Below are 13,891 nucleotides of genomic sequence, written 5' to 3'. Positions count from 1 at the left end.
GGCCGGGCTACGATCCCGGCCCCGACGAACCACCACCCCGAGGCAACACCACAGAACACCCATCCGAACCACCACCCCGCCGCCCCATCACTGCACTCCACACCTGAAGCCGCGCTCCCGCAGGTCGGCTGCCACCCTCGGCGGCCGCCTCATGTCCATGGTCGGCGTTCACCCGCAGGTTCAGCCCAGGCACACAAAAAGACGCAGATTCGGGCAATGTGGACAGTTCGGAATTGTTGAATTCTGAACCTGATACCCACGCCCTCCCCGCCTGAGCTGGGAGAACAAGATTCCTGCTACTTTTCTCGGGGAAAGCTCGCCAAACCTGTGTTCGGTTGCTCTACGATTCTGACATCACCTTGATCCAGCCGAATCCGCATGGATCCACAGACCCGCACGGATCCACGGGTCCCCGGATTCACCCGCCTCGCTGAGCCTGGCCATCGACCTCCAGGCCCCTCTCCCGGGTGTCGGCTTCGGCCGTCCGGCAACCTCGGCTGTTTCGGCGCTGTGGTCAACTTCGCCGCCCTGGTCAGCTTCGGCGACCGAACCAGCGTCGGTAGCTTCAGCCGCTTCGGCAGCCCAGTCCGCACAGGAAACTGCGGCCGAGGTGGTCCTCCACAACTCAAAAACACGGTGACCCCGCGACGGTTAAAAAGCCGCCCGGGGCCGTGGCCAGCAACCTCTATCCCTTTAGNAGCGTCGGTAGCTTCAGCCGCTTCGGCAGCCCAGTCCGCACAGGAAACTGCGGCCGAGGTGGTCCTCCACAACTCAAAAACACGGTGACCCCGCGACGGTTAAAAAGCCGCCCGGGGCCGTGGCCAGCAACCTCTATCCCTTTAGCCAAAGGAATTGCCAGCATGCCCAAGTGTATCGCTGCCGTGTTCGCCGCTGCCTGGAACCTGATCCGGGCACTCATCTCGGGACTGTTCTCCCAGCCCAGGGGCCGTCACTCGGCCGAGCAGCTCCGGCGCCGCCGCTCCACGCGCGTGCGCCCCTACGCCCCGATGACCCCCGCAGCTCCGGAACGCCTCCCCTCGCACCCGACCGTGCACGACTCCCCTGAGGAGACCCCGACTCTGAAGCCCTCGACGGCCGAGTTCGACGCCGACGAGATCGCCCTGGTCCGCCCCTACTTCACCGCCCACGAAGCCAAGGCAGTGGCTGAGGCCAAAGCCGAGACGGAAGCCGATGCGGCCCGCGCCCAGGACCGCGCCACCGCCCGCCTGCGCGCCTGGGGCGCCAACCTGGACCACCTGGAATTCGGCCCGGACACCAACTTCTCCTTCGGCCCGCCCCCGGAAGGAACCCGCACCTACACGCTCGACCAGTACCCCGCTCCCGACACGGACCCGGAACCGGAACCCGAGCCATCGGCCCCGGCCCCGACCCCGACCCCGACCGACACCTTCCACGTCCCCGCCCCGCGCACCCCGAGCCCGCGTGTGCCCGCACGCATGAACGGCCTCCCCCACCTCTCCCGAATCCGCGCCCGCCAACAACAGCGCCGAAGCTCGAGTGTCAGCCAGGGCCAGACCCGAGTCCTCCAGGGGGCGGGCGCATGAACCTCATCCAGCAGACCGACCCCACACCGACCACTGCGCCCGGTCCGAACTCTCCGACCGGTCCGACCGGTCCGATCTCTCCGGCCGCCACCACCGCCCCCACCGTGTGGGAACCGCGCACCTACCCCGGCCACCTCTGCCACCTGCGCGACGTCCGCACCCACCTGACCCACGACCTCAACGGGTTCGACACCGACCTCGTCGAAACGATCGTGCTCTGCGCCAGCGAGCTGTTCGCCAACTGCGTCAAGTACACCGACTCAGGCCGCCCGAACGGCGAAGTCATCCGCTTCCTGAACTGGCAGAATGACCGCATCCGCCTCGGCTTCACCGACCAAGGCGGCTCAGGCGCCCTCCCCCGTATCCCGGATCAGCGCTCCGACGACGACTGGGCCTGGGCCGAGGGCCAACGCGGACTGCTCATGGTCCAAACGCTGTCCACAGCCTGGGGACATCTTCCGACCGCCCCCTGGGCCGACCTCGGCACCCACGTATGGGCCGACCTCGCCGTCCCACCCCGAACCCCGACACCACACCACCTCGCCTCCTACGTCTTCACCGAACTCCACGTCGCAGGCTGACGCGCTACACACACCGACGGCCCCTGGCCACCGTTCCGAGTCACGTATGACCCGGTCCGGGGTTCAGGGGCCGTCGACGCACCTACGCGTGATCTCAGTCGTGGAACTCCAATTCCTCGGGCGTAGCGCGGTCGAAGCCCTCCACCTGCTCGATCGGCCCGTCCTCACGGTCGGTCACGCGGGCCTCCTGCACCCAGTCCTGGGTCCCGTCGCTCTGGTGCTGCACGACAAAGACCCCTTCGTGGCCACCGTGGTCCCCGTCGGAGGACGCGAACGGCACGTGTCCGGGCCCGCGCCACTCCTCGTTCTCCAACGCGTCGACGAGGGCCTGCCGGGTCAGGTCCGGGCCGGCCGACTTGAGCGCCTGCGCGAACATCACCGCCTGCGACATCCCGAAGATGTGCGTGTTGGTGATCTGGTCCTCACCCCCGTACTCCTCGTAGACGTCGATGAAGAACTGTGCCCACTCGTCCTCGGGGTCCTCCACGCGCGGCAGGTAGGTCGTGACGAGGGTGTCCTCCAGGAACGCGTCCGCGGGGGTGCCCTCGGCGGGGGTGTCGGAGGTGAACTCCTGCAACAGCCCCTGGAGCGTCGCGGTGTCCCCGCCGATACTGGAGACCATCCACTGGGGATCGAACCCGATGCGCGACGCCTCGAGCATGCCCATCGCGGTGAACGCGGGGATGCACGAGCACACCACGACGTCGGCGCCGGCCCGGTCGAGCTCCGCGATCTGCGCGCTCAGGTCGGTCACCTCGCTCTCGTAGTGCTGGCGTGCCACGACCTCGTCCTCCAGGTACTGGTCGAGGCCGGCCTGGGAATCCACCCCCACGTCGTCGTTCTGGTACAGGTAACCGACGCTCTGCCCGGGGAAGTGCTCGGCGATGTACTCGCCCTGGACCTTGGCCTCCTTGGTGTAGTCGGCCTGCCACCCGTAGGTCAGCGGATGAACCTCGGTGTTGTTCCAGGCCAGGGCCCCGGAGGACGGGAAGATGTCGGGCACGCCCTCGTCGTTGAGGTAGTCGATGACGCCGCTGTGCGTGGGCGTTCCCAGGCCGCCCATCATCGCGAAGATCTCGTCGCGGATGACGAGCTCGCGGGTGACGTCGATCGTCATGGACGGGTCGTAGGCGTCGTCCTCGGCCCGGTAGTCGATCTCGCGCCCGTTCACCCCGCCCTGCTCGTTGACGTAGTCGAACACGGCGGAAGCACCCCGCGAGATCGACAGGTACCCGGGCGCGGCGGGCCCCGTCAGGGGGTGGTGGGCGCCGATGACGACGGAGTCGTCGGTGACGCCGGGGGCCACGTCGAGGTCGGCGGGCACCCCTTCTTCGATCTGCCCCGCCCCGGTGCAGGCGGTGGCGGTCATGACCAGGGCGAGCGCCCCGGCGGCGGCCGCCCGTGCCAGGTGACGGCCTCGTCTGTTCGCCGGCATGGTCTCCTCCAAGAATCCGGTCCGGTCAGGAACCCGGTACGGGTGGTCAGCGGCGTGCGATGCGGTTGCGCAGGGCCTGCAGGCCGCCGTGCAGGCCGAGCGGCCAGAAGCGCAGCACGAGGATCAGCACGACACCGAACAGCACGATCGGCAGGTTGTGCTGCACGTTGTGGTCGAGATCCATCACCTTGGCCAGGTCGGAGGCCCAGACCTCCAGGTAGACGATGGCGACGGCCGCCCACAGCGCGCCCCAGAGGCTGCCGATGCCGCCGAGCACGAGGGCGGCGATCAACGTCAGGGACAGCACCAGGGAGAACGAACTGGGTGTGACGGTTCCGAGGACGTAGGCCTGCAGCCCTCCTGCGAGCCCGCCGGCCGCGGAGGCGATGACGAAGGCGACGACCTTGGTGCGCCCGACGGGGATGCCGGACATCGCCGCGGCGGTCTCGTCGTCGCGGATCGCGCGCATGCGCCGACCCAGGCGCCCGCCGGAGATCGTCGCGAGCGCGGCAAGTACGAGCAGCACGGTGAACCAGACCACGAGCGCACGCCACTCGCTGGTGGTGACGATCCCGTCGAGGAACGGTGGCGCACCGACCGTGCGGATGTTGAGACCGTTGGAGCCGCCGAACAGGTCGTGGTACCGGTGCGCGATGCCGGGCAGCCCGACCGCGAGGATCAGCGTGGCACCGGCGAGGTAGGGCCCGTGCAGCCGGGCGGTGGCGGCCCCCACGGCGATCCCCGCGACCGCGGAGACGGCCACGACGATGAGCAGGTTGGTCGCGAGCGGGAGCATCGGCAGGTGCAGGACGAGCAGCGCCATCGAGTACGCGCCGATCATCATGAACGCGCCGTGGCCCAGCGAGATCTGTCCGCTGCCGCCGACGAGCAGTTGCAGACCGGCGATGGCGAGGAACGTGTACCCGACGGTGGCCAGGCGCAGCGCGGTGAGGTCGCCGGTGACCGCGAGGAACGCGATGACGGCCAGGAGCGCGGCGGCGGCCCCGAGCAGGTTGCGGGCCGGCAGCGGCAGGGCGCGCCACCTCTCGGGCAGGGACGGCGGGGGCGTGGACGCGGCCTCCGTGGACGGCTCGGGGCGCTGTCCGGTGGTGGTGGACATGGGTCAGACCTTTCGCGCGGTCGGTCGGGAGAGGATGCCGTCGGGGCGCACGCTCAGCACGACCACGACGATGACCAGGGCGGAGAGTGTGGCGAGCTCGGGGCCGAGGTAACCGGAGACCCAGGAGCCGCCGAGGCCGATGAGCATCCCGCCGAGGATCGCCCCGAAGGGGTTGTCGAGGCCGCCGACGACGGCCGCGGTGATCCCGAAGACGAACACGATGTCGAACACGTTGGGGTACAGGAACGGGGGCGCGGCGAGCATCCCGGCGAGGGCGCCGATGAAGGAGGCGATCGCCCACCCGGCGGTGAGCATGAGGCCGACCCGCACCCCGCTGAGCCGTGCGGCCTCGGGGTGGTGGGCGGCGGCGCGCATGCGCAGTCCGATCGCGGTGAAGCGGTAGAGCAGGAACAGCAGGAGCGCGACACCGGCCACGGCGCTGACGGCGAAGATGTCCGCGGGTGAGAACCGGCCGACGTAACTGAACGCGTATCCGAACCCGTGCTGTTCGTTGCCCCAGATCATGCCGACGGCGCCCTGCACGACCAGGAGCATCCCGAGGGTGACGATGACCCCGTTGAGCGGGGAGACACGGGCGATGGGCCGTACGATGAAGCGTTCGGCGGCCGCACCGGCGGTCATACCGGTGATGAGGGCGGCGCCGAACCCGAGCCAGTACGAGCCGGTGATCTGGGTAACGGCGAAGGCGGCGTAGACCGACAGCAGGGCGAACGCGGGCTGGGCGAAGTTGACCAGCCGGGTGGCCTGGTAGATGAGCACCAGTGACAGGGCCAGTGCGGAGTACGCCGCCCCGAGCGCCAGCCCGTTGAGGGTCAGGTTGATGAAGTGGTCCATGGGGGGCTCCTCAGAAACCGAGGTAGGCGTGGCGCGTGCGGTCGTCGGAGAGCAGGTCGTCGGAGGGGCCCTCCGCTGCGACGCGGCCCTGGTTGAGCACGAACCCGTGGTCGGTGACGCCCAGGGCACCTGCGGCGTTCTGTTCGACGAGCACCACGGTGAGGCCGGTGCGGTCGCGCAGGTCGCCCAGGAGCGTGAAGATCTGCTCGGTGACCATGGGTGCGAGCCCGAGGGAGGGTTCGTCGAGCAGGAGCACGCGGGGCCGGGCCATGAGGGCGCGGCCGATGGCGAGCATCTGGCGTTCGCCGCCGGAGAGAGTGGCGGCGGGTTTGCCGCGCCGTTCGACCAGGGGCGGGAAGAGGTCGAGGACCTCCGCGAGGGTCTCGGGGTCGTGGCGTGCGCGCCAGAGCCCGCCCAGGCGCAGGTTCTCCTCGACGGTGAGCTCGACGATGACGCCCCCGCCCTCGGGCACGTGCGCGAGGCCCTTGGTGACGGCGCGTTCGGCCGGCAGCCGGGTGATGTCCTCCCCGTCGAGGGTGACCCGTCCGGAGGTGGCGGGGTGCAGCCCGGTGAGGGTGCGCAGGAGGGTGGACTTGCCGGCCCCGTTCGCGCCGAGGACGGCGCAGAGGCCGCGTTCGGGCACGTCGATGCTGACGCTGTCGAGGGCGCACACGGCGCCGTGGTGGGCGGTGAGGTCCTCGATCTTCAGGAGGGGTGTGTCGCTCATTCGGGGTCTCCGTTGCCGGCGGTGCCGAGGTAGGCGCGGGTGACGGCGGGGTCGTTGCGGACCTCGTCGGGGGTTCCGGTGGCGATGACCTCGCCGAAGTTGAGCACGACGATGTGGTCGCACACGCGCATCACCAGGTCCATGTGGTGTTCGACGAGCACGACAGCCATGTCCTCGCTGAACGTGCGGATCTGTTCGGCGAGGGCGTCGATCTGGTCGCTGGACAGGCCGCTGGCGGGTTCGTCGAGGAGCAGGAGTTCGGGGTCGGCGACGCAGGCGCGGGCGAGGGCGACCTGTTTCTGCACGCCGTAGGGGAGGGTTCCGGGCAGGCGGTCGGCGTACTGGGCGGCGCCGAAGGACTCGAGGGCCTCCATGGCGCGGGCGCGGAGGCGTTTTTCGTCGCTGTGGTGGTGGCCGAGGCCGGTGAGCATGGAGAGGGGTCCGCCACGCGCGGTGCGGTCGGCGCCGACGACGACGTTGTCGAGCACGGAGAGTTTCGGGAACAGGTTGAGGCCCTGGAAGGTGCGGGCGATGCCTGCGCGGGCGCTCTCGTGGGGGCGGCGGGCGACGGCGGGTTCGCCCTTCCAGGTGAGGGTGCCCTCGCTGGGGCGCAGGACCCCGGAGAGCACGTTGAACAGGGTGGTCTTGCCGGCGCCGTTGGGGCCGATGAGGCCGACCACGGAGCCGGGTCCGACGTGGAGCCCGACGCGGTCGAGGGCGGTCAGGCCTCCGAAGCGGACGGTGATGTCCTCCGCTCCGAGGAGTTCGCCGGTGGTAGTCGCTGTCATGGGATGTGCCTTTCTCCAGGTCACCGATACGCGTACCGACCAGTTGGTATGACACGGGTCCGCGGGCGTGCGGTCGACCGGGCCCGAAGGGGTCAGTTGAGGAGCCGGGCCAGGTCCACCCGGGAACGGATGTTGAGCTTGCGGAAGATGCCGCGCAGGTGGTGCTCGACCGTGCGCGGGCTGATGAACAGGTGCGCGGCGACCTCCCGGTTGGTCGCACCCTCGGCGACCAGGCGGGCGATCTGCTGTTGCTGCGCGGTGAGTTCGCTGGTGGCGGGCAGATCGGGGCCGCGGTCGGCGGTCCCCAGGGCACGCAGCTCGGCGCGGGTCTGACGGACCCACAGACGGGCACCGAAGCGCTCGAACGACTCCTGGGCGTTGTGGAGGTGTTCGCGGGCCCGGCCGGGTAGGCGGGCCCGGCGCAGGTGGGCGCCGAAGAGGAGCTGGGTGCGGGCGTGTTCGACGTCGTCGTCGCCCCCGGCGCGGTGCAGGGCCAGGGCGGTCTCGAAGTGGTCGGCGGACTCGTCTCCGCTGGTCAGAAGCCCTTCACACCGGGCGGCGAGGGCGAGCGCGCTGGGGCTGTCCACGGACTCGGCCCAGCGTCGGTACCCGGCCAGGGAAGCGGCCGCCCACGCGGTCTCGCCCATGCGGGTGGCGGCCTCCACGAAGTGCGGGGCGGTGAGCAAGCGCATCGTGGGGTGGCCCTGTCCGGGCCCGGCGTTGGCGAGGGAGCGCAACCGGAAGAAGGCATCGGCGGCGTTCCCGCGGGAGAGTTCCAGGACGGCCGAACCCCAGGACGCGACGGCGGCGGCCAGACCCAGGCTCTTCTCCCCCGCCTGCGAAGCCACGGCCCGCGCGCGGATCTGGCAGGTCTCCACGTCGCCCTGGATCGCCGCGATCATCGCGAGCGAGGCCAGGTGGTGGGTGGCCCAGATGCTCTGCCCGCTGCTGCGCGAGACCCGGAGGCCGGTGAGCGCGGTGCCGGCGGCGGAGGGGAAACGTCCGCTCCAGAACTCGGAGAAGACGAGGAACCCCAGGGCTGCGGGCATGGTGGCCTGCTCGCCCAGGGCCTTGCCCCGGTCGGCGGCGCGCGTCATCACCCCGCGCACGAACGGGTTGTCGCCCAGGCGGAGCCCGGCGATCCCGGCCCAGATGAGCTCGGAGGGGCCCGCGTCGCCGTCGGCCAACCGCACCGCCCGGCGCAGGATCGGGGTGGAGCCGGTGTAGTCGCCCCGGAAGGAGATCGCGCAGCCCTCCAGGAAATCGGCCATCCGGTGCATGACCGCGGGGTCGTCGTCGCGCACCAGCGGGAGGGCGAGGTCGACCGCGTGAGCGTGCAGGACGGGGTCGCCGGCCAGGGACGCGGAGTCGGCCGAACGCACGAAGGCGCGCAGGGCCAGGGGGCGGTCGTGCGGCATGAGCTCGCGCCCGACGCGGAGCAGGCGTTCGGCGACATCGATGCTGTTCTGGTCGCGCATCGCCAGCTGGGCGTCGATGAGGTCGATGATGGCGTGGCGGCGGTCGCTCACCGCCAGGGGTCGGGCCCGGGCGACGAGGTCGGCGGCGCGGGGCGTGTTCCCGGCCATGCACGCCTGGTAGGCGGCGGTGGCGGTGCGGCAGGCGCGGGCGTCCGGGTCGGGGGTGAGGCGGGCGGCGCGCTCGAAGGCCAGGGAGGCGGCGGTGCGACCCTCCACGCGGCCGGCGCGGCGGGCGGCGCGGTGCACGTCGTCGGCGAGCCCTGCGTCGGGGGCGGCGGCGCCTTCGGCGGTGTGGCGGGCGAAGGCGACGGGGTCGTGCGCGTGGTCGGTCACGGCGGCCAGCGCGCGGTGGGCCTCGCGTGCGCGGTTGGCGGGGGCGTCCTGGGCGAGGGCGTCGCGCAGGAGGGGATCGGTGAAGCGCACGGTGTCGTCGTGCACCCGGACGAGGTCGCGTTCCTCGGCCGGTTCGAGACCGGCGGGGCCGGGGGCGGAGGCGTTCGGGGCCTCGGAGCAGGTGTCCCCGGCGGCGTCGAGGAGATCGGTGAGGCTTCGCTCGCTGCCCAGGGCGGCGAGCAGGAGCAGGCGGCGGGTGGGTCCGGGCAGGTCACGTACGGGGCCGAGGAGCTGTGCGCGCAGCCGTGCGGGGAGCAGGAGCGGATCGGGCAGGGTTTCTGCGCCGGTGAGCTGGTCGTGGGTGAGCGCGTCCAGGAGGCCGACCAGTGCCGCGGGGTTGCCGTGGGAAGCCGCAACGAGCGCCGAGCGCACCGGTTGGGCGAGGGTGACGGGCGCGGCGGAGGTGAGGACGTCGTGCACGGGGCCGGTCCCGAGCGGGGCGAGCACGTGTTCGTCGACCCCGGGCACCAGCGGGCGGGGGCCGTCGGCCGGGGCGCGGGTGGCCGGCCGGGAGGCCATGACGAGCGCGACGCGGGTGGAGTCCAGACGGCGGGCGACGAAGGCCAGCGCGTCGAGGGAGTCCCGGTCGAGCAGGTCGGCGTCGTCGACGGTCAGGAGAAGGGGGCGTTCCTCGGCGGCGCGGGCGATCAGGTCGAGCACGCCGGTTCCGAGGCCGAAGCGGTCCCCCGGGTTCCCCTGCACGAGGGCCTCGCGTACGCGCCCGCGCCGGGGTTCGGCGAGCAGGTCGACGGCGGCCTCGATCGGGGTGAGCAGGCGCTGGAGCCCGGCCAGGGGGACGTCGGCCTCGTCGGCCACGCCCGCGGTGGACAGGGTGGTGAAGTCGTCGGCGTCGGCGCGGACGTGGTCGAGCAGAGCGGTCCTGCCCGTTCCGGGGCCGCCGGTCAGGAGCAGGGACGTGCCGCGCCGGGCCCTGGCGCCGTCCAGTGCCGCGCCCAGGACCCGCAGTTCTGTGTCCCTCCCCCGGAGCCGCACGCTCGGGGGGATCGTGAGCATCGCGTCCACGTGCTCACCGTTGCACACGGGGGCGGCGTCGCGGCAGGTGCGCGGGGGCACACTGGTGGTTTCACCGATACCCGGCGCGGGGGTCCCGGGGCGGGTGCGGGAGGGGGTCGGAGGCGGGCGGGACAGGGGTCCTGGTGCGGCACCCACCTGCATTTCTCCGAGTGACGTGGGCCACTTTTCGAGGGGCTTCAGGGCGCCCGTGGACCCCGGTGATGCGTCGGCCGGGTTATCACAACGTTACGTGCGGGGACCCCCGATCCCGCGAGGCAGACAAAGGGTGCATAGGCGACAAAGACGTCAGGGATACCCCTTTGTGTTCCCCGCGACACTGTCGCCGCCGCCCGGTCCCGGGATATCCAGAGCGGGCACCGACGGCAGGAGGGACCACCATCCATGGAGCACCACTCCCTGGCCGCAGACGACCCCCGGCCCGCCACCGTCCCGGCGGCCCCGCCCACGTTCGGCGTCGAGGAGGAGTTCTTCCTCGTGGACCCGCGCACCCGCCGCATCACCTCCCGCGCCGACGAGGTGCTCGCCCGCACGCGCGACCCGCAGCTGTGCGGGGAGTTCACGCAGGTGCAGCTGGAGGCCAACAGCCCCGTGTGCACCACCAGCACCGAGGCGCACGAGTTCCTCATCAGCGCCCGGGGAGCCCTCACCGACGCCGCGGAGCGTTCCGGACTGGCGGTCGTGGCGTCGGGGACCCCGGTGCTGGGCGACCCGGCGACGGTCCGGCTCAGCGAGGGGGAACGCTACACCGCCATCGCCGACCACTTCGGGGCGCTGCGCGACGCCCACGTTGTGTGCGGGTGCCACGTGCACGTGGGCATCCCCGACCGGGCGTGCGCCGTGCAGGTCAGCGACCATCTGCGGCGGTGGCTGCCGTTCCTCACGGCCCTGAGCGCGAACTCGCCCTTCCACGACGGCCGCGACACCGGGCACGCGAGCTGGCGCACCATCACGTGGACCCGGTTGCCGTCGGCCGGTCCTCCCCCGCTGCTGCGCACGCTGGGGGCGCACGACCGGGCGGTGCGGGCGCTCGCGGAGAGCGGTGCGATCCTGGACCCGCACATGGTCTATTGGGACGTGCGGCTGTCCGACCACCTGCCCACCCTGGAGGTCCGGGTCGGCGACGTCGCCGCGACCGCCGAGGAGTCCCTGCTGGTCACGCTGCTCACGCGGGGCCTGGCCACCCGTGCGCTGGCCGACGTGCGCCTGGGCCGTCCCGCGCCGGCGATCCCGGGGCGCACGCTGCGCGCCGCCCTGTGGCGGTCGGCCCGCGACGGCCTGGAGGGCGAGGTTCCCGACCCGCTCAACGGCGACGTGGTGCAGGGGCACCGCGCCGCCGACCGGTTGCTGCGCGCCGCGCTGCCGGGGCTGACGCCCGACGACGCCGAGGTCGCCGCGGACCTGCTGGAACGTGTGCACGCCGCGGGGTCGGGGGCTGCGCGCCAGCGCCGCGCGTACGAGCGCCGGCGGAGCCCGGCCGACGTGGTCGACATGCTCGCGGAGCAGACCCGCGAGGGTCTGCCGGCCTGATCCGTTCCGTTCCCACGCGACGAACGCGTCGCGAGGTCGAAGCGCGCTACGGGCAAGACACACGCAGGTGGGACGTATGCAGGCGGAGGGGTCGACCTGCACGGGGCCGGTCGCGCCCAGCGCCCAAGGATGCGCGGGCGCATCAACCGGTGGGCTGGAGCATGCGTACCGGTCACCTGCACGCCCGGGCGTGCGCGCACTTGGCGCGATACTCGAGCCCCACGCACGCCGAGCCCCGCGCACGACGTGGATCAGGAGGGATCGCCTGCATGGTGCGACGGCCATGAGGCAGACGTCGGACGCCCTGCTCACGCCGCTGCGCGGATGCCGGCCGGCCCGACGGGCAACGCCCGGCACGCTCCCGGCCGACGTGCGTAGGGGCGCGCGTTCTGCGCGCGCACCACGGTCCGAGCGTCCTCGGGTCTCTCGACACTTGAGCGCACGAGCCCGTTCGGCTAGCGTCCGGGCCGGGTGGACCTCAGGGGTCAGGGTCCTGGATCAGGGGGCGAGGTCGGGGGCCTCGTGGATCCCGAACTCCCGGCGCAGCGCGGAGAGCGCCGCCAGGTGGCCCGACATCCCGTGCACACCCGGTCCCGGCGGGGTCGAGGACGAACACAGGTAGACCCCCGTGAGAGGCGTGCGGTACGGGTCCAGCGCCGGAACGGGGCGGGCGAGGGTCTGCCACACCGTCATCGCGCCGGCGGCGATGTCACCCCCGACGTGGTTGGGGTTGTACTCGGCCATCCGGGAGGCGGGCACCCCCCGCGCGGAGACGATCGTGTCGGTGAACCCGGGCGCGAAGGACTCGATCCGGCGCCGCACCAGGTCGACCGGGTCGCGGGGGTCCCCGTTCGGCACGTGCGCGTACGCCCACACCGGGCGCAGCCCCCCGACCTCGCGCGAAGGATCGGTGACGGCCGGGTCCACCAGCAGCACGAAGGGCTCCTCGACCTGTCGTCCACGCACCGCCTCGGACTCCGCGTGGAACATCTGTGCCTGGGTCCCGCCCAGGTGCACCGTGCCCGCGCGCCCCACCTCGGGGTCCCTCCAGGGGATCGGCCCGGAGACCACGAAGTCGGCCTTGGCCGCCCCCGGCGCGTAGCGGAAGCGTTCCAGGGCCATGCGGTAGCGGTCCGGCAGCAGGCCCCCGCCCATGTGGAGCAGCCCGCGCGGCGCCACGTCCAACAGCATGGCGCGTGCCGGAGGGAGGTCGCGCAGGTCGGTGACCTCGGACCCGGTGTGGATCCGTCCCCCGTGTGCGCGCAGGTCCGCGATCAACGCGTCGGCCACGGACGCGCTCCCGCCCTCGGGGATCGGCCACCCGCCGGGGGTGTGCGCGAGGTGCCCGAGCAGGAGCGAGACCGCGGAACCGGGCAGTGACGGCAACGGCCCTATGACGTGTCCGGCCACCCCGGTGAGCAGGGCGCGGGCACGTTCGGTGCGCAGGGGGCGCCCGCCCGCGCGTTGGGCCAGCGCCCTGGGGCCGAGGAGCGCCGCCGCCCACGGGTCCGCGGGCAGGGAACGCAGGTCGGACAGGACCAGGTCGCCCACCCCGCGCCCGCGGCGCACCAGGGGTTCCATGAGCCGCCGCCAGCGCGGCCCGTCCTCGCCCAGGCCGGCGCAGGTGCGGTCGAGGTCGGCGTGGGCGAGCCCGGGTTCGCCCTTGGGCAGGGGGTGGGCGTAGGCGAGGTCCGGGCGCAGCATCCGCACGCCCCGCGCCTCCAGGTCGAAGCGGCGCATGAAACGCGACGGCCACACCATGGGGTGCACCGCCGCGCACACGTCGTGCACCACGTCGGGGTCGAGCAGCGGAACCGTGCGCAGCCCGCCGCCGGGGGTGTCGGCTCGTTCGTACACCTGCACACCCAGTCCCGCGCGGGCGAGGGTCACCGCGGCGGCGAGCCCGTTGGGCCCGCTGCCGACGACAACGGCGTCGGGCTCGGCCTCGCTCATCGGTCCCCCTCACTCACGTGGCGGCGGGTTCGCCCGCCCTCTGGTGGTCTCACCTGCCCGATGCCGCACACCCGAACCGGTGCCCCGCTCACGCGCCCCATGGCAGACCCGTTCGGGTCCACAGGGGCGCAGCCCCGATCCGGCGGATCAGCGCCGGCACAGCCCGTCGGGCAGCGCCCCGTCCGACGACCGCCCACCACTCAATCAGCCGGTCACCGGTGTGCCGGGGCGAGCACACCCTCTCAAGACCGGAGCCGACCGAACCGCGGGCGAACCCCGTCGGGCAGCGCCCCGTCCGTCGGCCGGACGCAAACCGAACCGGCACGGCCGAGGGCCGCCGCTCGCACGGCAGAGCCGGTATCCCCCGGGCCCGAAGGGGCGAAGCGCGCCCGCCGAAAGACGGGCCACCCGAGCGTGAACGGCCTGCCCGCCCC

General features: G+C 72.4%; 10 protein-coding genes. 3 read left to right on the top strand and 7 right to left on the bottom strand.

Features of this window, described 5'->3' with window-relative positions; all coding sequences use genetic code 11:
* Positions 1 to 860: 860 nt before the first annotated feature.
* Together IDM40_RS24235 and IDM40_RS24230 are read left to right on the top strand one after the other, a co-directional pair.
* The gene (locus tag IDM40_RS24235) at positions 861 to 1,565 is read left to right on the top strand and encodes a hypothetical protein (protein WP_193124377.1); all 705 of its coding nucleotides are present in this window, start codon (positions 861 to 863) and stop codon (positions 1,563 to 1,565) included.
* Positions 1,562 to 2,146 carry an ATP-binding protein gene (locus IDM40_RS24230; RefSeq protein WP_193124376.1) on the top strand — a complete coding sequence of 195 codons (585 nt, stop codon included), beginning with the start codon at positions 1,562 to 1,564 and terminating at the stop codon, positions 2,144 to 2,146. The genes IDM40_RS24235 and IDM40_RS24230 overlap by 4 nt, the downstream gene beginning before the upstream one ends.
* 94 nt (positions 2,147 to 2,240) lie before the next feature.
* Here the strand turns inward: IDM40_RS24230 and IDM40_RS24225 are convergent, their stop codons facing one another.
* From IDM40_RS24225 to IDM40_RS24200, 6 genes are all read right to left on the bottom strand, one after another.
* The gene (locus tag IDM40_RS24225; protein ID WP_193124375.1) at positions 2,241 to 3,581 is read right to left on the bottom strand and encodes an ABC transporter substrate-binding protein; all 1,341 of its coding nucleotides are present in this window, start codon (positions 3,579 to 3,581) and stop codon (positions 2,241 to 2,243) included.
* Positions 3,582 to 3,627: 46 nt separating this feature from the next.
* Positions 3,628 to 4,701: a branched-chain amino acid ABC transporter permease gene (locus IDM40_RS24220; RefSeq protein WP_193124374.1), complete on the bottom strand. Its 1,074-nt coding sequence runs from the start codon at positions 4,699 to 4,701 to the stop codon at positions 3,628 to 3,630.
* A 3-nt stretch (positions 4,702 to 4,704) separates the two neighbouring features.
* Complete coding sequence (locus tag IDM40_RS24215) at positions 4,705 to 5,556, bottom strand: branched-chain amino acid ABC transporter permease (protein ID WP_193124373.1); 852 nt, start codon at positions 5,554 to 5,556, stop codon at positions 4,705 to 4,707.
* 10 nt (positions 5,557 to 5,566) lie between these two features.
* Positions 5,567 to 6,283, bottom strand: coding sequence for an ABC transporter ATP-binding protein (locus tag IDM40_RS24210; protein ID WP_193124372.1), 717 nt, complete (start codon positions 6,281 to 6,283; stop codon positions 5,567 to 5,569).
* Positions 6,280 to 7,071, bottom strand: coding sequence for an ABC transporter ATP-binding protein (locus tag IDM40_RS24205; protein WP_193124371.1), 792 nt, complete (start codon positions 7,069 to 7,071; stop codon positions 6,280 to 6,282). The genes IDM40_RS24210 and IDM40_RS24205 overlap by 4 nt, the downstream gene beginning before the upstream one ends.
* A 92-nt stretch (positions 7,072 to 7,163) precedes the next feature.
* On the bottom strand, positions 7,164 to 10,016 hold the full coding sequence (locus IDM40_RS24200; RefSeq protein WP_407940041.1) for a LuxR C-terminal-related transcriptional regulator: 2,853 nt from the start codon (positions 10,014 to 10,016) through the stop codon (positions 7,164 to 7,166).
* Between the two features lie 342 nt (positions 10,017 to 10,358).
* Between IDM40_RS24200 and IDM40_RS24195 the strand changes: the two genes are divergently transcribed.
* Positions 10,359 to 11,504 carry a carboxylate-amine ligase gene (locus IDM40_RS24195; protein WP_193124369.1) on the top strand — a complete coding sequence of 382 codons (1,146 nt, stop codon included), beginning with the start codon at positions 10,359 to 10,361 and terminating at the stop codon, positions 11,502 to 11,504.
* 498 nt (positions 11,505 to 12,002) lie between these two features.
* On the opposite strand, the gene IDM40_RS24190 is transcribed toward IDM40_RS24195, so the two are convergent.
* A complete protein-coding gene (locus tag IDM40_RS24190) occupies positions 12,003 to 13,457 on the bottom strand; it encodes a phytoene desaturase family protein (RefSeq protein WP_193124368.1) in 1,455 nt (484 codons plus the stop codon).
* Positions 13,458 to 13,891: the final 434 nt, after the last annotated feature.

The organism is Nocardiopsis coralli, assembly GCF_014892575.1.
Lineage (GTDB): Bacteria > Actinomycetota > Actinomycetes > Streptosporangiales > Streptosporangiaceae > Nocardiopsis > Nocardiopsis coralli.
Note: the sequence above shows the minus strand (reverse complement) of the source record. Positions and strands in the feature narration are given on the sequence as shown.

Bases quoted from the DNA above. Each gene is read 5' to 3' on its own strand.
- IDM40_RS24235 (WP_193124377.1), top strand. From the start codon at position 861: ATGCCCAAGTGTATCGCTGCCGTGTTCGCCGCTGCCTGGAACCTGATC.
- IDM40_RS24190 (WP_193124368.1), bottom strand. From the start codon at position 13,457: ATGAGCGAGGCCGAGCCCGACGCCGTTGTCGTCGGCAGCGGGCCCAAC.
- IDM40_RS24215 (WP_193124373.1), bottom strand. From the start codon at position 5,556: ATGGACCACTTCATCAACCTGACCCTCAACGGGCTGGCGCTCGGGGCG.
- IDM40_RS24225 (WP_193124375.1), bottom strand. From the start codon at position 3,581: ATGCCGGCGAACAGACGAGGCCGTCACCTGGCACGGGCGGCCGCCGCC.
- IDM40_RS24210 (WP_193124372.1), bottom strand. From the start codon at position 6,283: ATGAGCGACACACCCCTCCTGAAGATCGAGGACCTCACCGCCCACCAC.
- IDM40_RS24205 (WP_193124371.1), bottom strand. From the start codon at position 7,071: ATGACAGCGACTACCACCGGCGAACTCCTCGGAGCGGAGGACATCACC.
- IDM40_RS24195 (WP_193124369.1), top strand. From the start codon at position 10,359: ATGGAGCACCACTCCCTGGCCGCAGACGACCCCCGGCCCGCCACCGTC.
- IDM40_RS24220 (WP_193124374.1), bottom strand. From the start codon at position 4,701: ATGTCCACCACCACCGGACAGCGCCCCGAGCCGTCCACGGAGGCCGCG.
- IDM40_RS24230 (WP_193124376.1), top strand. From the start codon at position 1,562: ATGAACCTCATCCAGCAGACCGACCCCACACCGACCACTGCGCCCGGT.